This is a genomic window from Pseudomonas sp. C9D1, from assembly GCF_056491235.1.
Genome location: NZ_JBSZIE010000002.1, coordinates 3,295,808 through 3,315,754 on the forward strand (window position 1 = coordinate 3,295,808; position 19,947 = coordinate 3,315,754).

16 protein-coding genes and 2 pseudogenes are annotated in these 19,947 nt (G+C 67.2%); 15 read left to right on the forward strand and 3 right to left on the reverse strand.

What is annotated here, in order from left to right; genetic code table 11:
* Positions 1-63 precede the first annotated feature (63 nt).
* Positions 64-1,245 carry an acyl-CoA dehydrogenase gene (locus ACXI0U_RS23045; protein ID WP_021217419.1) on the reverse strand — a complete coding sequence of 394 codons (1,182 nt, stop codon included), beginning with the start codon at positions 1,243-1,245 and terminating at the stop codon, positions 64-66.
* Between the two features lie 184 nt (positions 1,246-1,429).
* Between ACXI0U_RS23045 and ACXI0U_RS23050 the strand changes: the two genes are divergently transcribed.
* From ACXI0U_RS23050 to ACXI0U_RS23060, 3 genes are all read left to right on the forward strand, one after another.
* A complete protein-coding gene (locus ACXI0U_RS23050; RefSeq protein ID WP_184491976.1) occupies positions 1,430-2,338 on the forward strand; it encodes a LysR family transcriptional regulator in 909 nt (302 codons plus the stop codon).
* Positions 2,339-2,552: 214 nt separating this feature from the next.
* Entirely contained in the window at positions 2,553-4,319 is a 1,767-nt protein-coding gene (locus ACXI0U_RS23055; protein ID WP_479550883.1) for a DUF1302 domain-containing protein, read from the forward strand.
* Between the two features lie 25 nt (positions 4,320-4,344).
* Positions 4,345-5,715 carry a DUF1329 domain-containing protein gene (locus tag ACXI0U_RS23060; protein ID WP_031287008.1) on the forward strand — a complete coding sequence of 457 codons (1,371 nt, stop codon included), beginning with the start codon at positions 4,345-4,347 and terminating at the stop codon, positions 5,713-5,715.
* A 129-nt stretch (positions 5,716-5,844) separates the two neighbouring features.
* Here the strand turns inward: ACXI0U_RS23060 and ACXI0U_RS23065 are convergent, their stop codons facing one another.
* A complete protein-coding gene (locus tag ACXI0U_RS23065; RefSeq protein WP_479550884.1) occupies positions 5,845-6,624 on the reverse strand; it encodes a hypothetical protein in 780 nt (259 codons plus the stop codon).
* 19 nt (positions 6,625-6,643) lie between these two features.
* Here ACXI0U_RS23065 and ACXI0U_RS23070 point away from each other — a divergent pair, with 19 nt between their 5' ends.
* From ACXI0U_RS23070 to ACXI0U_RS23115, 10 genes and pseudogenes are all read left to right on the forward strand, one after another.
* Complete coding sequence (locus ACXI0U_RS23070; RefSeq protein ID WP_479550885.1) at positions 6,644-8,449, forward strand: LuxR C-terminal-related transcriptional regulator; 1,806 nt, start codon at positions 6,644-6,646, stop codon at positions 8,447-8,449.
* A gap of 520 nt (positions 8,450-8,969) precedes the next feature.
* Positions 8,970-10,090: pseudogene (locus ACXI0U_RS23075) on the forward strand (Re/Si-specific NAD(P)(+) transhydrogenase subunit alpha).
* A 12-nt stretch (positions 10,091-10,102) separates the two neighbouring features.
* Positions 10,103-10,417, forward strand: coding sequence for an NAD(P) transhydrogenase subunit alpha part 2 (locus tag ACXI0U_RS23080; protein WP_021217425.1), 315 nt, complete (start codon positions 10,103-10,105; stop codon positions 10,415-10,417).
* 2 nt (positions 10,418-10,419) lie between these two features.
* Entirely contained in the window at positions 10,420-11,856 is a 1,437-nt protein-coding gene (locus tag ACXI0U_RS23085) for an NAD(P)(+) transhydrogenase (Re/Si-specific) subunit beta (protein WP_043243046.1), read from the forward strand.
* A 263-nt stretch (positions 11,857-12,119) separates the two neighbouring features.
* On the forward strand, positions 12,120-13,613 hold the full coding sequence (locus tag ACXI0U_RS23090; protein WP_431482989.1) for an acetyl-CoA hydrolase/transferase family protein: 1,494 nt from the start codon (positions 12,120-12,122) through the stop codon (positions 13,611-13,613).
* A gap of 313 nt (positions 13,614-13,926) precedes the next feature.
* Positions 13,927-14,139 carry a DUF1127 domain-containing protein gene (locus ACXI0U_RS23095; protein WP_021222302.1) on the forward strand — a complete coding sequence of 71 codons (213 nt, stop codon included), beginning with the start codon at positions 13,927-13,929 and terminating at the stop codon, positions 14,137-14,139.
* A gap of 252 nt (positions 14,140-14,391) precedes the next feature.
* Complete coding sequence (locus ACXI0U_RS23100; protein ID WP_021222303.1) at positions 14,392-14,601, forward strand: DUF1127 domain-containing protein; 210 nt, start codon at positions 14,392-14,394, stop codon at positions 14,599-14,601.
* Positions 14,602-14,726: 125 nt separating this feature from the next.
* A complete protein-coding gene (locus tag ACXI0U_RS23105; RefSeq protein WP_021222304.1) occupies positions 14,727-15,044 on the forward strand; it encodes a DUF2388 domain-containing protein in 318 nt (105 codons plus the stop codon).
* A gap of 183 nt (positions 15,045-15,227) precedes the next feature.
* A complete protein-coding gene (locus ACXI0U_RS23110) occupies positions 15,228-15,548 on the forward strand; it encodes a DUF2388 domain-containing protein (RefSeq protein ID WP_021222305.1) in 321 nt (106 codons plus the stop codon).
* 20 nt (positions 15,549-15,568) lie between these two features.
* Positions 15,569-17,531 (forward strand): annotated as a pseudogene (locus tag ACXI0U_RS23115) (DUF7844 domain-containing protein).
* Positions 17,532-17,908: 377 nt separating this feature from the next.
* On the opposite strand, the gene ACXI0U_RS23120 reads toward ACXI0U_RS23115, so the two are convergent.
* Positions 17,909-18,310, reverse strand: coding sequence for a GFA family protein (locus tag ACXI0U_RS23120; RefSeq protein ID WP_431482990.1), 402 nt, complete (start codon positions 18,308-18,310; stop codon positions 17,909-17,911).
* Between the two features lie 91 nt (positions 18,311-18,401).
* Between ACXI0U_RS23120 and ACXI0U_RS23125 the strand changes: the two genes are divergently transcribed.
* Positions 18,402-19,352 (forward strand): AEC family transporter, encoded by a 951-nt coding sequence (locus ACXI0U_RS23125; protein ID WP_431483536.1) that lies wholly within the window; start codon positions 18,402-18,404, stop codon positions 19,350-19,352.
* A complete protein-coding gene (locus tag ACXI0U_RS23130; protein WP_431482991.1) occupies positions 19,349-19,687 on the forward strand; it encodes a DUF2388 domain-containing protein in 339 nt (112 codons plus the stop codon). Before ACXI0U_RS23125 ends, ACXI0U_RS23130 begins: the two co-directional genes overlap by 4 nt.
* The last annotated feature ends 260 nt before the right edge of the window (positions 19,688-19,947 follow it).

The following is a 19,947-nucleotide window of genomic DNA, read 5'->3' on the forward strand; positions in this document are numbered from 1 at the left end:
TGAAGGAGGAAGTAGAGGCAGGCACCACTCCCTCTATATATAGAAGGAGTGGCAGGCCATGGATCAGAAGAACGCCTGGATGCCGGTCTGCGCGCGACCGAGGATCAGCGCGTGCACGTCATGGGTGCCCTCGTAGGTGTTCACCACTTCCAGGTTCACCAGGTGACGGGCAATGCCGAACTCGTCGGAGATGCCGTTGCCACCCAGCATGTCGCGGGCCAGGCGGGCGATGTCCAGCGCCTTGCCGCAGCTGTTGCGCTTCATGATGGAGGTGATCTCCACGGCGGCGGTGCCCTCGTCCTTCATACGACCCAGGCGCAGGCAACCCTGCAGGGCCAGGGTGATCTCGGTCTGCATATCGGCCAGCTTCTTCTGGATCAGCTGGTTGGCGGCCAGCGGGCGGCCGAACTGGTGGCGGTCCAGCACATATTGGCGCGCGGTGTGCCAGCAGAACTCGGCAGCGCCCAGGGCACCCCAGGAGATGCCATAGCGAGCGGAGTTCAGGCAGGTGAACGGCCCCTTCAGGCCACGCACCTCGGGGAAGATGTTCTCTTCCGGTACGAACACGTTATCCATCACGATCTCACCGGTGATGGACGCCCGCAGGCCCACCTTGCCGTGGATGGCCGGAGCGCTCAGGCCTTCCCAGCCCTTCTCCAGCACGAAGCCACGGATATCGCCGGCGTCGTCCTTGCCCCAGACCACGAAGACATCGGCGATCGGGCTGTTGGTGATCCACATCTTGCTGCCGCTGAGGCGATAGCCACCGTCCACCTTGCGCGCACGGGTGATCATCGAACCCGGGTCGGAACCGTGGTTCGGCTCGGTCAGGCCGAAGCAGCCGATCCACTCGCCGCTGGCCAGCTTGGGCAGGTACTTCTGCTTCTGCGCCTCGCTGCCAAACTCGTTGATCGGCACCATCACCAGGGACGACTGCACGCTCATCATCGAGCGGTAGCCGGAATCGACACGCTCCACCTCGCGGGCGATCAGGCCGTAGCACACGTAGTTCAGGCCGCTGCCGCCGTACGCCTCCGGGATGGTCGCGCCCAGCAGGCCGACATCACCCATCTCGCGGAAGATCGCCGCGTCGGTTTTCTCATGACGGAAGGCTTCCAGCACGCGGGGGGCCAGCTTGTCCTGGGCGAACTGCTCGGCGCTGTCGCGCACCATGCGCTCTTCTTCCGTCAGTTGCTGGTCCAGCATCAGCGGGTCGATCCAGTTGAAAGCAGCTTTGGCAGCCATGGAGGAATCCTCGGTAAGCGGTGGATGCGGAACGGGTCGCGCCCGTCTTGTCGTATGCATTCATCCTAGACAGTGCTGGGCGAGAGGGGCAAACGAGGATTTCGCACCCTCTTGTGCTAATTTCTCACTCCGAAACCGCCATGACCGCCATTTAAGCCGCTCAATTGTGAGGCAGAGGTACAGCATGCGTCGCAAGATCCCCAGCACCAGCGCCCTGATCGCCTTCGAGTCCGCCGCGCGGCACCAAAGCTTCACCAAGGCCGCCGAAGAACTGGCCCTCACCCAGAGCGCGGTCTGCCGGCAGATCGGCGGGCTGGAAGAATTCCTCGGCCTGGAGCTGTTCCGCCGCTCGCGCCGTGGCGTGAAGCTCACCGAAGCCGGCCTCGCCTACTCCCGGCGCATCGCCACCCAGCTGGATGCCGTGGAACGCGACACCCTCGCCGTGATGGGCCAGCAGGGCGCCATGGCCATCGAGCTGGCCGTGGTGCCCACCTTCGGCACCCAGTGGCTGGTCCCCCGGCTGGCCGACTTCCAGCGCCTTCACCCGGAAGTGACGGTCAACCTCACCAACCGTACCCGCCCCTTCCTCTTCGCCGACACCGCCTTCGACGCCGCGCTCTACTTCGGCGACGCCGACTGGTCCGGCACCGAATCCCACTTCCTCATGCACGAACTCTCGGTGCCGGTATGCAGCCCGCGCCTGCTGGAGGACCGCGAGCGGCTCAGCGCCAGCGAGATCGCCCGGCTGCCGCTGCTGCAGCAAACCACCCGCCCCTATGCGTGGCGCCAATGGTTCGGCTCCCTCGGCCTCAACGTCGCCCGCGACATGAGCGGCCCGCGCTACGAACTGTTCTCCATGCTCGCCCAGGCGGCCACCCACGAGATGGGCATCGCCCTCATCCCGCCCTTCCTGATCCAGCGCGAGCTGGCCGACGGCAGCCTGGTCACCGCCCTGGACCACAGCTTCCGCAGCGACAAGGCCTATTACCTGATCATCCCCGAGCGCAAGGTCGAGTCCGCCGCCCTCGGCGCCTTCCGCGACTGGCTGGTGGAAGCCGCGCGCCTCTATCGCCAGCAGGCCGGGCAGGACTGAGACGCCAGCCCCCGGCACTGTCACGCAAAGTAGCAGCGCCCCCCGCCAGGTCATCCCACGCCGGCGCCCGCACCCTGAAAAGCCCCCGCAAAGCCCCGCCTGGGCGATGGCATCACCCACCCGGGTGATAGGCGAAATCGCCCGTTCAGGCAGTTATGGGCAGACTTTCGGCTGATTAGCATGAGGCCTCCTTCATCCTTCACTGGAGAGCCGCATGACAACAAGAACAATGCGCGGAATCTTCCGGCCGCACGCGCTGGCCGCCGCCGTGGCACTGGGGTGCACCGCCCCCGCCTTCGCCATCACCTTCAACATCGGGGAAATAGAAGCGCAGTTCGACTCGTCGCTGTCCGTCGGCGCGAGCTGGGGCACCCGCGCGCCGGACCCGGAATTCATCTCCGTCGCCAGCGGGGGCGAAGCGCTGTCGCGCACCTCCGATGACGGCCGCCTGAACTTCAAGAAGGGCGAAACCTTCTCGAAGATCTTCAAGGGCATCCACGACCTCGAGCTGAAGTACGGCGACACCGGCGTCTTCATCCGCGGCAAGTACTGGTACGACTTCGAGCTGAAGGACGAGCACCGCGAGTTCTACGACATCGACGACCACAACCGCAAAGAGGGCGCCAAATCCTCCGGCGCGCAGATCCTCGACGCCTTCATCTACCACAACTACAACCTGGGCGACCTGCCCGGCAGCGTGCGCGTGGGCAAGCAGGTGGTCAGCTGGGGCGAGAGCACCTTCATCGGCAACTCGATCAACAGCATCAACCCCATCGACGCCGCCGCCTTCCGCCGTCCCGGCGCCGAGATCAAGGAAGGCCTCATCCCGGTCAACATGATCTACCTGTCCCAGAGCCTGACCGACAGCCTCTCGCTGGAAGCCTTCTACCAGCTGGAATGGGACCAGACGGTAGCCGACAACTGCGGCACCTTCTTCTCCACCGCCGACGTGGTCGCCGATGGCTGCGCCGACCGCCTGATCGTCAACGGCCCGGACCTGCCGCCCGGCGTCTCGCCCAACACCGGCGCCACCCTCTACATCCCCCGCGCCGGCGACAAGGACGCCCGCGACAGCGGCCAGTTCGGCGTCGCCATGCGCTGGTTCGTCCCGGAGTTCAACGACACCGAGTTCGGCGCCTATGCGATGAACTACCACAGCCGTGGCCCGATCTTCAGCACCATCCGCACCACCACCCCGAGCCTGGCAGTGATCCCCGGCGCCCCGGGCGCCCGCTACTTCATCGAATACCCCGAGGACATCCGCCTCTACGGCGTCAGCTTCCAGACCAACATCGAAGGCACCTCGGTCGCCGGTGAGCTGAGCTTCCGCCCCAACATGCCGCTGCAGCTCAACAGCACCGACCTGTCCTTCGCCGCCCTGGCCGTGCCCTCCTCGCCGATCTTCGAAAGCGGCCACGGCAGCAACACCGCCGGCGCCATCCTCCACGGCTACGAGCGCAAGCCCGTCACCCAGGCCCAGGTCACCGCCACCCAGTTCGTCGACCAGGTCATGGGCGCCAGCCGCCTCACCCTGGTGGCCGAGGTCGGTTACAACCACATCGGCGGCCTCGACGACGACATGGGCGAGCTGCGCTACGGCCGCGACCCGATCTACGGCCCCGGCCAGCTCTCCTCGGCAGCCACCTGCCTGGCGCTCACCGCCACCAGCCCGGCGCAACGCGAGTGCAACGACAAGGGCTTCTACACCAGCAGCTCCTGGGGCTACCGCGCCCGCGCCGCCCTGGACTACAGCAACGTCTTCGCCGGCATCAACCTAACCCCCAGCGTCGCCTGGTCCCATGACGTCGACGGCTACGGCCCCAACTTCAACGAAGGCAGCAAGGCCATCAGCCTCGGCCTCAACGCCGAATACCAGAACACCTACACCGCCAGCCTCAGCTACACCGACTTCTTCGGCGGCCACTACAACACCACCACTGACCGCGACTTCATCGCCCTCAGTTTCGGCCTGAACTTCTGATCAACGACCGCATAGGACTCGCACAATGAGAACCACAAGAATCCTGCAAGGCGGTGTGCTGGCCCTCAGCCTGCTGGCCGCCACCGTGATGGCCGCGGTATCGCCCGACGAAGCGGCCAAGCTCGGCACCAGCCTCACCCCGCTGGGCGCCGAGAAGGCCGGCAACGCTGACGGCAGCATCCCCGAGTGGACCGGTGGCCTGCCCAGGAACGCCGCGCCGATCGACGCCAATGGCTTCCTCGCCGACCCCTTCGCCAGCGAGAAGCCGCTCTTCACCATCACCGCCGCCAACGCCGCGCAGTACAAGGACAAGCTCTCCGAAGGCCAACTGGCGATGTTCAAGCGCTACCCCGAGACCTACAAGATCCCGGTCTACACCACCCACCGCACCGCCGCCGCGCCAGAGGCCATCTACGCCGCCGCCAAGCAGAGCGCGGTCAACACCCAGCCGGTGGATGGCGGCAACGGCCTCTCCAACTTCGCCGCCAGCCACTACTACGCCTTCCCCATTCCCAAGGACGGCGTCCAGGTGCTGTGGAACCACATCACCCGCTACCGCGGCGGCAACGCCCGGCGCCTGGTGGTGCAGGTCACCCCGCAAACCAACGGCTCCTTCTCCCCGGTGCAGTTCCAGGACGAAGTCGCCTTCCCCGGCGACATGACCGACCTCGACCAGGACAAGGCCGCCAACATCCTCCTCTACTTCAAGCAGCGGGTCCTCGCGCCCTCGCGCCTGGCGGGCAACGTGCTGCTCGTCCACGAGACCATCGACCAGGTCAAGGAGCCGCGCCTGGCGTGGATCTACAACGCCGGCCAGCGCCGCGTGCGCCGCGCGCCCCAGGTCGCCTATGACGGCCCCGGCACCGCCGCCGACGGCATGCGCACCGCCGACAACTTCGACATGTTCTCCGGCGCGCCCGACCGCTACGACTGGAAGCTCATCGGCAAGAAGGAGATGTACATCCCCTACAACAGCTACAAGCTCGACTCCACCTCGCTCAAGTACAAGGACATCGTCCAGGCCGGCCACATCAACCAGGACCTGACCCGCTACGAGCTGCACCGCGTCTGGGAAGTCGAGGCCACGCTGAAATCCGGCGAACGCCACATCTACGCCAAGCGCCACATGTACATCGATGAAGACAGCTGGCAGGTCGCCCTGGTGGATCACTACGACGGTCGCGGCCAGCTCTGGCGCGTCGGCGAAGGCCACGCCGAGTACCACTACGGCCAGCAGGTCTCCGGCTACACCCTGGAAGCCCTGTACGACATCATCGCCGGCCGCTACATCGCTCTGGGCCTGAAGAACGAGGAGAAACACGGCACCGAATTCGGCTTCAAGGCCAGCGGCGCCGACTACACCCCGGCCGCCCTGCGCAACGCCGGCATCCGCTGATCCAACCCACGCTCCAACCGCTGCAAACGCGCCCCGGCCTGTCCGGGGCGCGTGCGTTCCGGGGTTGCGTTATGGCGCACAATCATTCCCGGCCATAGCGCTTCAACTGTGGCCGCCTTGGGTCTAGTCTCAATGACCACGGTTCATCCCATAACAACAACATCCGCGAGAACCGCCATGCCCCGCAGCAGCTCCGGCGTTCCGTCCGTTCGCGCCCCCCACCCCAGCATCCCGCGCCTGCCGCCGGCCCACGTGCCGCGCCACCGGCTCACCGAACGCCTGCTCGCCGAACAGAGCCGCCTGCGCCTGCTCTGCGCCCCGGCCGGCTTCGGTAAAAGCGTGCTGTTCAGCGAACTGCTGCTGGGCCTGCGTGACCCGGGCCAGGTGCTCTGGCTCAACCTCGCCGGCCAGGCGCTGCAACCCCAACAACTGGTCGCGCAGATCGCCACCGCCCTGCAGCGCCCGGTGCCCGACCAACCCGCGCCACTGGCCCTGCTGCAACTGCTGGACGGCGGCAACCAGCCCCTCTGGCTGGTGCTCGACGACTACCCCAGCCAGCCGCCCGCCGAGCTCGACGCCTGCATCGACCAGCTCCTCGCCCGCGCCCTGCCCAACCTGCAGCTGCTGGTCAGCGCCCGCCAGCGGCCGGACTGGAACCTGCCGCGGCTGTTGCTGGCCGGCGAGCTGCAGGAGCTCGACGCCACCCAGCTCGCCCTCACCCGTGACGAACTGGAGCGCCTGGTCGACCAGCTCGCCCCCCAGGCCAGCGAAGCCCAGCGCCAGGAGCTCTGGGAAGAAAGCGAAGGCTGGTGCGCCGGCACCCGCCTGCAACTGTCCAGCCGCAACCACCCCCACGCCGGCAACGCGGCAGCCACCACCCACTGCTGGCTCAAGGAATACCTCGACCACGAACTCCTCGCCCGCCTGGGTGAGGAAGAGAGCCCGCTGCCTGTTCGCCCTGGTCCACCTGCCCAAGGTCTCCGCCGACCTGTGCCGCCAGCTGTGGGAAGAAAGCGACGGCGCCGACCTGTTCTCGCGCCTGCTCGCCCGCCAGGCCTTCTTCATGCCGCTGGACGACGACGGTCACTGGTACCGGGTACTCCCGGCCGTGGCCAAGGTCCTGCGCAACCGCATCTCCGCCACCGCCGCCGCGCACCTGCACCTGGCCGCCTGCCGGGTATTCATCGCCGCCGGCCAGGTGGAAGACGCCATCGAGCAAGCGCTCTGCGCCGGGCAACCGGAAGTCGCCGCCAACTACCTGGAGCACCTGGGCCAGGAATGGCTCACCGGCGAACAGCACCTCGCCCACCTGCTGGCCTGGCGCGGCCGCCTCCCCGCCCTGCTGCTGGAAAGCACGCCGCGCCTGCTCACCCTCAACGCCTGGGCCCTGCTGCTGGCCTGGCGCCTGGACGAAGCCGAGGACTGCATCCACAAGCTCGGCCGCTTCCTGCCCCAGGCCGACGCCCGCCGCAACCGCAAGCTGCTGGCCAACTGGCAGGCCCTGCACGGCGTGCTCGGCGCCCTGCGCGGCCGCCCCGGGCAGGACGCCACCCTGCACTGCCAGCAAGCCCTGGAGCACCTGCCCGAACGGGACTGGATGCCCATCCTGCTGTGCCACTCCGCCCTCGCCCGCATCGCCATGGCCAGCGGCCAACCCGACCTCGCCCCGGTGTGCCTGCACGACGCCCTGGAAATCGCCCGCCGCCAGGGCAGCCTGCTGTTCGAAACCCTGATCAACCTCGACCGCACGCGCCTGCTGCTGCTGCGCGGCGAATTCGCCCGCGCCCAGGGGCTGGTGACCCGGAGTTTCGCCCTGATCGGCCAGCGCAAGGCGGTGGATGGCCTGCTGCTCGGCCGCCTGCACCTGATCCAGGGCGAGCTGCACCTCATCCACGGCCGCCTCGACGAAGGCGAAGCCGAGCTGCGCATCGGCCTGGCACAAGCCCTGGAATGCGCCGACCCCTTCGCCCTGCACGGCTACCTCGGGCTGGCCGAGCTCTGCTCGCGGCGCGGCGAGTTCGACCAGGCCTTCGTCCACCTGCGCGATGCCGAGCGGGAGATGCATTGCCGCCAGGTCTGGCGGCTGTCCTTCAACGGCGTGCTCAGCCTGCAGAGCATGCGCGTGCTCGGCCGCCAGCAACGCTGGGATCGCGTCGAACCCGTGGGCCTGCGCATCCAGCGCTACTTCGAAGGCGAAAGCCCCTGGATGCCACCGCTGGACTACCCCACCCTGCCGCTGCGCAACCTGCTCCTGCTGGCCCGTGTACACCTCGCGGAAGGTCGCGCCGAACAGGCCGAGGCCATGCTGCGCCCGCTGCTGCAGCGCTGCGAATTCCTCCAGTTCCGGCCGCTGGCCTGTGAAGTGGGCCTGGCCCTGGCCGAAGCGGCGCGCTGGCTCGGTCTCGAAGACTCCGCCAACCTGGAGCGCGATTCCCGACAACAGGCCGCGAGCCTCGGCATGCAGGGCCTGCTGCAGGAATGGCCGGCCGCCGGCAGCCCCACCGGGCGCCCCGGCGTGGCGGGCGAGACCGACAACAGCAACCTGCTCAGCCAGCGCGAACGCTCGGTGCTGCAACTGCTCGCCGAAGGCTTCTCCAACCAGGAGATCGGCAGCTACCTGTTCATCTCGGTGAACACGGTGAAAACCCACACCAAGAAGATCAACAGCAAGCTCGGCGTGAAGCGCCGCACCCAGGCGGTGATGCGCGCCAAGAGCCTCGGCCTGCTGGTTTGAGGCCCACCCGCGACAATCCACCACAGGGCGCACCCGCCCTACCTGTACATACCCCTCTGGAATGGGCCTTTCGAGAATATTTGACCCTGTAGTCAAATATTCATCAAAGCTACAGAAGCCCCGTTTTCCAGACACTTATGGCAACTATAAAAAACGCTGACTAACAGTCGCGCCGCCAATAACGGCAGGATGTCGCGGCCTCCCCAGTGGGTCCGGCATGGCCTGATGGACAGCCATTCATGTCAGGGATGTCATTTCCCGCCCACAGGGCCTCCGGATAGGCTTCGCAGCCAGTCCGGGCGGTGCTTTGAATCAAATGGCCGTTTCACCGGTCAATTGGTGACTTGTAGTTACTGCCGCGTTTAGCTTCAGAACTCCTTGAAGCACTCGCGGTTCGCCTGCAAAATGCCGCGCCCGCCGGTTCACACCCTGTGCACCAGCGGTTTTGTGCTGATCCGCCCCCGCCAGAGCGCCAACGTAGTGCGCTGGTCAATCACAACGATCACGCAGGAGAATTTACGTGCACATCGGTGTTCCTCTCGAAACCCTGGCCGGTGAAACGCGGGTAGCCGCGACTCCCGAGACCATCAAGAAACTGATCGGCCAAGGCCATCAGGTCACCGTCCAGAGCGGTGCCGGCGTCAGCGCCAGCATCACCGACGCGGCCTATGAAGCCGTCGGCGCCACCATCGGCAGCGACGCCGCCGCCTTCGGCGCCGACCTGGTGCTGAAGGTCGTGGCCCCGTCCGACGCCGAACTGGCCCTCATGAAGGCCGGCACCGTGCTGGTCGGCATGCTCAACCCGTTCAGCAACGAGACCATCGCGCGCATGAATGCCCGCGGCATCACCGCCTTCGCCCTCGAAGCGGCGCCGCGCACCTCCCGCGCCCAGAGCCTCGACGTGCTGTCGTCCCAGGCCAACATCGCCGGCTACAAGTCCGTACTGCTGGCCGCGCACCACTACCCGCGCTTCATGCCGATGCTGATGACCGCCGCCGGTACCGTTAAGGCCGCGCGCATCCTCATCCTCGGTGCCGGCGTCGCCGGCCTGCAGGCCATCGCCACGGCCAAGCGCCTGGGTGCGGTGATCGAGGCGTCCGACGTACGCCCCGCAGTGAAAGAGCAGATCGAATCCCTCGGCGCCAAGTTCGTCGACGTTCCCTTCGAGACCGACGAAGAGCGCGAATGCGCCCAGGGCGTTGGCGGTTACGCCCGCCCGATGCCGGCCTCCTGGATGGAACGCCAGGCCAAGGCGGTGCACGAGCGCGCCAAGCAGGCCGACATCGTCATCACCACCGCACTGATCCCGGGCCGCAAGGCACCGACCCTGCTGCACGAGGCGACCGTCGCCGAAATGAAGCCGGGCTCCGTGGTCATCGACCTGGCAGCGGCACAAGGCGGCAACTGCCCGCTGACCGAGGCCGAGCAGGTCGTGGTCAAGCACGGCGTCACCATCGTCGGCTACAGCAACCTCGCGGCCCTGGTGCCGGCGGACGCTTCGGCCCTCTATGCGCGCAACCTGCTGGACTTCCTCAAGCTGGTCCTCGACAAGGCGGCCAGTTCCACGTCAACCTCGAAGACGACATCGTCGCCGCGTGCCTGATGTGCCGCGACGGGCAAGTCGTCCGCACCAACGGCTAAGGGGCAGCGGACATGGATATGATTTCTGACGGCATCTACAACCTGATCATCTTCGTGCTGGCGATCTACGTCGGCTACCACGTGGTCTGGAACGTCACCCCCGCCCTGCACACCCCGCTGATGGCCGTGACCAACGCCATCTCGGCGATCGTGATCGTCGGCGCCATGCTGGCTGCCGCCCTCACCGTCACCCCGCTGGGCAAGGCAATGGGCACCCTGGCCGTGGCCCTGGCCGCGGTCAACGTCTTCGGTGGCTTCCTGGTTACCCGACGCATGCTGGAAATGTTCAAGAAGAAAGCGCCCAAGGCGTCGGCGGAGAAGCACTGACCATGAGCATGAACCTGATCACTGTTCTCTACCTCGTCGCCTCGGTGTGCTTCATCCAGGCACTGAAAGGCCTGTCGCACCCGACCACGTCCCGTCGCGGCAACCTGTTCGGCATGATCGGCATGGCCATCGCCGTGCTCACCACCATCGGCCTGATCTGGAAGCTGGGCGCCGAGCTCGCCACCCAGGGCATCGGCTACGTCATCGTCGGCCTGCTGGTCGGCGGCACCGCCGGCTCGATCATGGCCAAGCGCGTTGAAATGACCAAGATGCCGGAGCTGGTCGCCTTCATGCACAGCATGATCGGCCTGGCCGCCGTGTTCATCGCCATCGCCGCCGTCATCGAGCCGCAATCCCTGGGCATCGTTGCCGCCCTGGGTGATGCGATCCCGGCCGGTAACCGCCTGGAGCTGTTCCTCGGTGCAGCCATCGGTGCCATCACCTTCTCCGGCTCGGTGATCGCCTTCGGCAAGCTCTCGGGCAAGTACAAGTTCCGCCTGTTCCAGGGCGCACCGGTCCAGTTCAAGGGCCAGCACCTGGTCAACCTGGTGGTCGGCCTGGCCATCATCGGCCTGGGCCTGTACTTCACCCTCACCGGTGACATCCGTGCCTTCGCCCTGCTGGTGGCCCTGTCCTTCGTCATCGGCGTACTGATCATCATCCCGATCGGCGGTGCCGACATGCCGGTCGTGGTGTCGATGCTCAACAGCTACTCGGGCTGGGCGGCGGCCGGTATCGGCTTCTCGCTGAACAACTCGATGCTGATCATCGCCGGCTCGCTGGTGGGTTCGTCCGGTGCCATCCTCTCGTACATCATGTGCAAAGCGATGAACCGCTCGTTCTTCAACGTCATCCTCGGTGGTTTCGGCGGTGCGGCAGAAGCGGCCGGCCCGGCTGGCGCCCAGGAAGCCCGCCCGGTGAAATCCGGTTCGAGCGACGACGCCGCCTTCCTGCTGACCAACGCCGACACCGTCATCATCGTCCCCGGCTACGGCCTGGCGGTGGCCCGTGCCCAGCACGCGCTGATGGAACTGGCCGAGAAGCTGACCCACCGCGGCGTGACCGTGAAGTACGCGATCCACCCGGTTGCCGGCCGTATGCCGGGCCACATGAACGTCCTGCTGGCCGAGGCCGAAGTGCCTTACGAGCAGGTGTTCGAGATGGAAGACATCAACTCCGAGTTCGGCCAGGCCGACGTGGTTCTGGTGCTCGGCGCCAACGACGTGGTCAACCCGGCTGCGAAGAACGATCCGAAGTCGCCGATCGCCGGCATGCCGATCCTCGAGGCCTACAAAGCCAAGACAGTGATCGTCAACAAGCGCTCGATGGCCAGCGGCTACGCCGGCCTGGACAACGAACTGTTCTACCTCGACAAGACCATGATGGTCTTCGGCGACGCCAAGAAAGTCATCGAAGACATGGTCAAGGCGGTGGACTGACCCCTGCCCCGCACCACCGAAAACCCCGGCCACGCGCCGGGGTTTTCTTTTATGAGCCCCAAGGAGCAAGAGACCACACCGTAGGATGGGTAGAGCGAAGCGAAACCCATCGCCAAGCCGTGCCGAATCGCGAATGAATTCGCTCCTACCTCCTTTCGTACCCTCCATTCATGCGCGCGCTCTTCGACCTTGGTATAGAAGGCGCCGGCCCCCGGAGCCCCTAGACTGCGCGGCTCGTCTCCCCCGTTGCCCGAGGTTCCCCCATGCACCCTGATCGCGTACGCCTGCCCTCGCTGCTGGGCAAGGTAATGAGTGCGGCCGATGCCGCATCCCTCATCGAAGACGGCATGACCATCGGCATGAGCGGCTTCACCCGCGCCGGCGAGGCCAAGGCCGTGCCGCGCGCGCTGGCCGAGCGCGCCAAGCAGCAGCCGCTGCAGATCACCCTGATGACCGGGGCGAGCCTGGGCAACGACCTCGACAAGCAGCTCACCGAAGCCGGGGTGCTGGCCCGGCGCATGCCCTTCCAGGTGGACAGCACCCTGCGCAAGGCGATCAACGACGGCAGCGTCATGTTCATCGACCAGCACCTGTCGGAAACCGTCGAGCAGTTGCGCAACCACCAGCTCAAGCTGCCCGACATCGCCGTGATCGAAGCCGTGGCCATCACCGAGGAAGGCCACATCGTGCCCACCACCTCGGTGGGCAACTCGGCCAGCTTCGCCATCTTCGCCAAGCGGGTGATCGTCGAAATCAACCTGGCCCACGACACCAACCTCGAAGGCCTGCACGACATCTATATCCCCACCTACCGGCCGACCCGCACGCCGATCCCGCTGACCCGCGTGGACGACCGCATCGGCGCCACGGCCATCCCAATCCCGCCGGAGAAGATCGCCGCCATCGTCTTCACCGAGCAGCCCGACTCGCTCTCCACCGTGCTGCCGCCGGATGCCGAAACCCAGGCCATCGCCGACCACCTGATCGCCTTCTTCGGACGCGAGGTCGAGGCCGGGCGCCTGTCCAACAGCCTGGCGCCCCTGCAGGCCGGCATCGGCAGCATCGCCAACGCCGTGATGTGCGGGCTGATCGACTCACCCTTCCAGGACCTCAGCATGTACTCCGAGGTGCTGCAGGACTCCACCTTCGACCTGATCGACGCCGGCAAGCTCAGCTTCGCCTCCGGCAGCTCCATCACCCTCTCCGCGCGCCGCAACGCCGACGTCTTCGGCAACCTCGAGCGCTACAAGGACAAGCTCGTGCTGCGCCCGCAGGAGATATCCAACCACCCCGAAGTGGTGCGCCGCCTGGGCATCATCGGCATCAACACTGCCCTGGAGTTCGACCTCTACGGCAACGTCAACTCCACCCACGTCGGCGGCACGAAGATGATGAACGGGATCGGCGGCTCGGGGGACTTCGCCCGCAACGCCCACCTGGCGATCTTCGTCACCAAGTCCATCGCCAAGGGCGGCGCCATCTCCAGCGTGGTGCCCATGGTCAGCCACGTGGACCACACCGAGCACGACGTCGACATCCTCGTCACCGAACAGGGCCTGGCCGACCTGCGCGGCCTGGCGCCCCGCGAGCGCGCCCGGGTGATCATCGACAACTGTGTGCACCCTGATTTCCGCGCCGCGCTGGGGGACTACTTCGAGCGCGCCTGCGCCAAGGGCGGCCACACCCCCCACCTGCTGCGCGAAGCCATGGGCTGGCACATCAACCTGGAAGAAACCGGGCGCATGCTCGCCAGCTGAGCACCGGTACAGCAGGCTTTTTACTGACATACAGGTCAAAAAACAGCTTGCGGTGAAAAGCCAACTGTACTGCTGACAAACCCTGCCGAAGTTCACTTCGGCAGTTAAAACTGCGGTTTCTAGTCTTTTGCCGAGGGTTTCAACGGGACACCATTACAGCTGACCGAAATATTGCCAGCACAGTTAGTTAGCTTGCTCAGTACTACCCGTACAATTTCAATCAGCTGTGACTACAGGGTCGTTTGTTCTGGACAGAAAATAGGCACCAGACAAACCCCTCTAGCCCCGCCACAAGCGGGAAGGAAGCGCCACCATGGAACGTACCCTCAGTTCCGACCTGATCTTCAACACCGAATCGACCGTCAAAGCCGCCTGGCCGCTGCGCGTCATCTCCACCCTGCTGATGTGGCAACGTCGTATCTCCAGCCGCCATCAGCTCGCGATGCTCGACTCCCGCCTGCTGGCCGACGCCGGCATCAGCGAGGCGCAGCGCGAACTGGAGCTGAACAAGCCCTTCTGGCGCTAAGCCCGAAGCGGCGCCAGCCGCACTGCAACACCTGACAGAACCCGCCGCAGAGGTATTGCCGGCGGGTTTCGTTTTTTCAGGGCCGCGAAAAGCGAACGGAACAGCCCGACGCAATAAGGCCGATACAGTTGCCGCCCCGCAACCACTGACCCAATACAATTGCGCCTTGCTGTCTCTGCCGCGCGGCGCACCCGCACGCCAATATGGTCTCCCATAACCCGAACCCGCCCTGGAGCGGGAAGGAAGACCGCCATGGAACGCAGCTTCGTTTCCCCTGCCCCCGCCGACTCCCCCCGGCAGCGCACCCCGCTGGCCATCCGCCTGTTCGCCCGCATCGCCGAGTGGCAGCGCAACCTGCGCACCCGCCATCAACTGGCACAGTTGAACGCACAACAGTTGGCGGATATCGGGCTCAGCGAGTGCGACCGCAGCCAGGAACTGGACAAGCCCTTCTGGCGCTAGGCAAGCAAGCCGTCGGGCACGGGGGCTTTTCGCCAGTACTGGAAGGGCCCCTGCCGCTTCGCTAGGCTTCACGCCATGGGGCGCCGCGCGTGCGGTGCCCTTCGTCCCGTACAGGAGTTATCCCCATGTCCCTTTCCCGCCTGCTTGGCGCGGCCACCCTGCTGGCCCTGGCCACCAGCGCCTCGGCCACCAGCTTCGTGGTCACCACTGATGCCGTGGTCGGTGCCGTCGGCGCCACCATGGATGCCACCTCGGATGTCACGTCCTCCCTGCGTGACGACAAGCTCGTGCTGGCCGCCCGCGACGACGCCGCCAGCTTCGTCGCCAGCTCCGGCGACATCCGTGGCGCACGCCTCGAAGCCGCCCTCGTGCACATCCGCAGCGCCCAGCCGCAGCTGCTGGCCAGCGACCTGCAACTGGCCGAAGCCATCCTCGCCCTGTGACGCCCCTCCCGGCAGGCGCGCCCTGCGCCTGCCGGCCCCTGGCCCTGAACCCCGCATTCCGCTAGCCTTGGCGCCCGCCGCGCCCCTGGCCCGGCAGCCCTTTGCGCCGCTTCGCTCGGTTGGAACTGCGCCCGGGGTTTTTCGTCCAATGACCCGTACAGTTTTCACCTTCGGAGAGACCCCATGCGTCGCACGCTGATTGCCGCCGCCACCGCCCTCACCCTCGTTGCCGGCGCCGTCCAGGCACAGACCCTGGTTGCCACCAGCAATATCATCGTCCGCGCCTTCGGCCGCAGCATCGACTTCACCTCCGACACCACCACCTCGGTCCGCGACATGAAGGTGGTCCGCGAGGCCCGTGACGACGCCGCCAGTTTCGTCGCCAGCTCCGGCAACATCCGTGGCGTGCAGCTGGAAGCCGCCTTCAGCACCCTGCGCGAGCGCCTGCCGGAGGCCCGCGACGCCAGCGACGAAGCCCTGGCCCAGGCCATCCTCGCCCTCTGATCGCCAACTTGAGCGCACGCCTGCCCACTGTCCTGCGCTGGCTTTGCCTCGCGGGGATAGTGGCGAGCGCAACAGTTCGGGCCGACCTGCGACTGGACCTGAACAGTGACGGCCTGAGCGCGCCCCAGCGCCAGGCCAGCCAACAGTTGCTGGATGAAGCCCTCGCCGCCCTGCCGCCGAGCTTCATCCAGCGCCTCGACCGCCGCGTCGAGGTCACCTGGGCCGATGACCTGCCCGACAACGCCTACGGCCGCGCCACCCGTATCGACGCCCTCGACCTCAACCGCGCCCTGCTGCCGGCCCTGGCCGATGGCAGCGCCGCCACCGAGAAAACCAACCGCCCCCACGGCACCGTGCGCCGCGAACTGCTGGCCACCGTGCTCCACGAACTCACCCACCTCTATGACCGCGCCCGCTGGCGCACCGCGGCCGAGCGCAGCCAGCAGTTCCGCTGCGGCCTGGCGGCCAGCAGCACCGGCCTGGTGGGCCAGCGTGGCGAATGCCGGGGACAGGTGGCGCGCCGCTTCAGCCTCAGCGACGACCCGCGCCTGCTCGACCTCGCCGGCTGGCCGCAACAGGTCGGTCGCCGGGGCGCACGCGAAGCGGAGGAACCACCAGGCCGCGCGCAGCCCGGGGGTCTTCTACGAACTGAGCAACCCGCGCGAATTCGTCGCGGTGAACATGGAGTACTTCCTCCTCGACCCCGCCTTCGCCTGCCGCCGCCCGGCGCTGTACCGCTACCTGCGCCAGCACTTCGGCTGGGCCCCGGCGCAGCAGGCCGAGTGCGGCAAGGACCTGGCCTACCTCAACGCCGGGCGCGACTTCGGCCGCCAGCCCCTGGGCCGCCTCGACCCCGAGCGGGTCTATGAGGTGGATTACCTGTTCGCCGAGGCCAACGACAACTGGGTCAGCCGCTGGGGCCACAGCATGCTGCGCCTGGTCATCTGCGCCCCCGGCCGGCCCCGTGGACCCGACTGCCGCCTCGACCTCGACCAGCACCTGGTGCTGTCCTACCGCGCCTTCGTCGGCGACGTGCAGCTTTCCAGCTGGGACGGCCTCACCGGCGCCTACCCCTCGCGCCTGTTCGTGCTGCCGCTGTCCCAGGTGATCGACGAATACACCAAGGTGGAAATGCGCAGCCTCGCCTCGGTGCCGCTCAAGCTCGACCGCGAGCAGGTGCAGCAACTGGTGGAGCGCGCCGCCGAGATGCACTGGAGCTACGACGGCGACTACTGGTTCCTCTCCAACAACTGCGCGGTGGAAACCCTCAAGCTGCTACGCAGCGGCACCGACGACCCGCGCCTGAGCGACCTCGACAGCATCATGCCCAACGGCCTGCTGGCCCTGCTGGAAGGGCGCGGCGTGGCCGACCCGGAACCGCTGCGCGACCCCAGGGAAGCCCTGCGTCTGGGCTACCGCTTCGACTCCTTCCGCGACCGCTACCAGGCCATGTTCAGCATTGCCCGCGAGCGCCTGAAGCTGCCGCAAGCCGACGTGGAAACCTGGCTCGACCTGCCCGGCGACCAGCGCCGCCCCTGGATCGCCAACGCCGACCTGCGCGCCAGCGCCGCCCTGCTGCTGCTGGAGCAGGCCGCCATGCGCAAGCAGATGCTGCTGGCCCAGGACGAGCTCAAGCGGCGCTACCTCGACAGCCGCGAGACGCTCGGCAACGCCGAGTTCTCCAAGGCCGGCGGCACCCTGGAGCAGATCCTCGCCAACAGCGGCTTCCTCAGCCGCCCGGCGGACATGCTCGAAGGTGGCTACGGCCTGCCCCAGACCAGCGAATGGCAGCGCCTGGAAGCCGAGAGCAGCAGCCGCCAGCTGAAGCTGCGTGGCCTCACCGATGATCTCGACCGCGAGCTGCACCAGCTCATCGACCCGCGCATCCTCGCCGAGCTGGACGCCGTGCAACTCAACCTCGACCAGCTCAGTGCCCACCTGCGCCAGCTGCACAAGGACACCGGCGGCATCGAATTGCCCTGACGGCCTTGCCCCACGCCCGGCCCCACCGGTGGGCTGAAGCCCACCCGATCTACGATCAAGGCGCAGGCCGAGTGGGTTTCGCTGCGCTCTACCCACCCTACGTATTGCCGCCACGCCGTGGCATGAGCCCCGTAGGTCGGGTGCAACCCGGCGTCCCGCACACAGAACCTTCGCGGGTTTCACCCGCCCTACGCAGGCGCTGCCGTGACGGATGGCAGCACCGTAGGATGGGTTGAGCGAAGCGATACCCATCACCGCGATGGTGAATGCGATGAGGGACTTCCCACCGAGCGCAAAGCGTCTACGGCGGCTTTGTATCCGCTCAGCCCGACTGTTCTGTGATCCCATTGTTTAGCCACAGGGGCGGCATGGGCCGGCTACAGGGTCTCCTCCTGCTCCTCCGGCAGGCTCGGGTCCAGGTGCAGCCAGGGCAGGCGGCTGCGCACCCAGATGTGCCGGTCCGGCAGGGCCTGGGCCACGTCGTCCATCGTCGCGGTGGTCACATCCATGGTGTCCGGGGCCTGCTGGGTGAAGAGGCCGAGCAGGCAGCCACAGCCGCTGCAGAAGTACCGCGAGCAGCCGGGGGAGGAGTGGTATTCCGCTGGTTCGCCACGGGTCCAGGTGAAGGACGCCAGGGGCACGGTGATCCAGGTGGTGACGATGCCGCCGCTGGTGCGCCGGCAGTCCGAGCAATGGCAGTGGGCGATATCGGTGAGCGGGGCGTCGAAGCGGTAGCGCAGCCGCCCGCAATGGCAGCCGCCCATATGGACCTGGGTCATGGGTACATCCTCCTGTGCAGTGAGAAAACCTAGACGCTGAAATGCACCTCGGCCAATGGTCGGCTTGCGCACGGGCGCCGCCTTGCACAAGATGGCCGCCTCTCCAACCGGACCACCGGACGTCGCTGTGATCCCATTGCTAGAGGCCCTCTGGCCCCTGTTCGCCCTGATAGTCGGCGGCTACGTGCTGCGCCTGAAGGGCTTCCCCGGGGATGCCTTCTGGCCTGCCGCCGAACGCCTCAACTACTTCATCCTCTTCCCCGCCCTGCTGTTCAGCAGCCTGGCCACGGCGCCGCTGGACAACCCCGCGCTGCCGCGCCTGGCCCTGGCGGTGCTGCTGGGCCTGGGCATTGCCTGGGTGGCCTTGCTGCTGGCCAAGCGGGTGCTGGGCTGGCCGGCGGCGCGCTTCGGCGCCATCACCCAGGGCGTGCTGCGCTTCAACACCTACTTGGGGCTGGCGGCCATCGGCAGCCTGTTCGGCAAGGAGGGCCTGGCCATCGCCGCGCTGATGCTGGCGTTGATGGTGCCCACGGTGAACCTGCTGTCGGTGTGGTCGCTCACCGCCGAGCGCGGCGTCAGCGCCAAGGGCCTGCTGCTGCCGATCGCCAGGAACCCGCTGATCCTCGCCTGCCTCGCCGGCGCCGCCTACAACCTCGCCGGCCTCGGCCTGGGTGGCGGCATCGACCGCCTGCTCAACCTGTTCGCGGTGGCCAGCCTGCCCCTGGGCCTGCTCTGCGTCGGCGCGGCCCTGCAACCCCGCGAGCTGAGCGGCGAGCTGCCGGCCCTGGGCTGGAACTGCGCGATCCGCCTGCTGGCCATGCCCGCCCTGGCCTTCGCCGTGGCGCACCTGCTCGGCCTGCCGGCGATGGAGAGCAGCATCCTGGTGCTGTTCTTCGCCCTGCCCACGGCGCCCACCGCCTATGTGCTGACCCGCCAGCTGGGCGGCGACGGCCACCTGATGGCAGGGATCATCACCCTGCAGACGCTGCTGTCCGGGGCGACCCTGCTGCTGGTGCTGGCCCTGCTGCAGGCCCTGGCATGAGGGCCCGCTGGCTCCTGGGGCTGCTGCCCTGCCTTGCGGTCCAGCCGGTGCTGGCGGACATCGAGCAGGAGGACCCGCTTCTGCTGGGTTCGACCTATGGGGCGATCCTCACGCTGTCGCCCTTCTTCACCACCACCCTGAGCGTGCGCTCCATGGGTGGCGGCGAGCCCAAGCTGGCCCTGGCGCGTGACGATGCGGCGAGCTTTCTCGCCAGTGACGGGGCCATCCGTGGCGCCCAGCTGGAAGGTGCGCTGCAGGTGCTGCGCCAGCGCGAGGAGCTGGCCCGGTACAGCGACCAGGAATTGGCCGAGGCGATACTCGCCCACCCGCTCTGAGCGCCGCCCGTCCGGAATTCGCCGCACGTTCACCACCCGTTCGCTGCGAAAGCTGGCTGAAAGCTTCGCCCCTTAGCATCGCCCCACTGCCGGCAAAGACCGGCCGCCGGGCGCTGCATCCGCTCCGCCCGGCAACCCCGACAACAACAAGATGGGTGATTGCCATGTTCCGCTCCTGCCGCCTTCACGGCCTCGTTCCGCCTCCTCTCCGTACCCGACCCGCGCGCTGAACCCGCCCCGCCCTCGTCGCCCCTCGTCCG

Excerpts from the sequence above, each read along its gene's own strand:
- ACXI0U_RS23045 (WP_021217419.1), bottom strand. The coding sequence starts at position 1,245 with ATGGCTGCCAAAGCTGCTTTCAACTGGATCGACCCGCTGATGCTGGAC.
- ACXI0U_RS23050 (WP_184491976.1), top strand. The coding sequence starts at position 1,430 with ATGCGTCGCAAGATCCCCAGCACCAGCGCCCTGATCGCCTTCGAGTCC.
- ACXI0U_RS23055 (WP_479550883.1), top strand. The coding sequence starts at position 2,553 with ATGACAACAAGAACAATGCGCGGAATCTTCCGGCCGCACGCGCTGGCC.
- ACXI0U_RS23060 (WP_031287008.1), top strand. The coding sequence starts at position 4,345 with ATGAGAACCACAAGAATCCTGCAAGGCGGTGTGCTGGCCCTCAGCCTG.
- ACXI0U_RS23080 (WP_021217425.1), top strand. The coding sequence starts at position 10,103 with ATGGATATGATTTCTGACGGCATCTACAACCTGATCATCTTCGTGCTG.
- ACXI0U_RS23085 (WP_043243046.1), top strand. The coding sequence starts at position 10,420 with ATGAGCATGAACCTGATCACTGTTCTCTACCTCGTCGCCTCGGTGTGC.
- ACXI0U_RS23090 (WP_431482989.1), top strand. The coding sequence starts at position 12,120 with ATGCACCCTGATCGCGTACGCCTGCCCTCGCTGCTGGGCAAGGTAATG.
- ACXI0U_RS23095 (WP_021222302.1), top strand. The coding sequence starts at position 13,927 with ATGGAACGTACCCTCAGTTCCGACCTGATCTTCAACACCGAATCGACC.
- ACXI0U_RS23100 (WP_021222303.1), top strand. The coding sequence starts at position 14,392 with ATGGAACGCAGCTTCGTTTCCCCTGCCCCCGCCGACTCCCCCCGGCAG.
- ACXI0U_RS23105 (WP_021222304.1), top strand. The coding sequence starts at position 14,727 with ATGTCCCTTTCCCGCCTGCTTGGCGCGGCCACCCTGCTGGCCCTGGCC.
- ACXI0U_RS23110 (WP_021222305.1), top strand. The coding sequence starts at position 15,228 with ATGCGTCGCACGCTGATTGCCGCCGCCACCGCCCTCACCCTCGTTGCC.
- ACXI0U_RS23120 (WP_431482990.1), bottom strand. The coding sequence starts at position 18,310 with ATGACCCAGGTCCATATGGGCGGCTGCCATTGCGGGCGGCTGCGCTAC.
- ACXI0U_RS23125 (WP_431483536.1), top strand. The coding sequence starts at position 18,402 with ATGGCCGCCTCTCCAACCGGACCACCGGACGTCGCTGTGATCCCATTG.
- ACXI0U_RS23130 (WP_431482991.1), top strand. The coding sequence starts at position 19,349 with ATGAGGGCCCGCTGGCTCCTGGGGCTGCTGCCCTGCCTTGCGGTCCAG.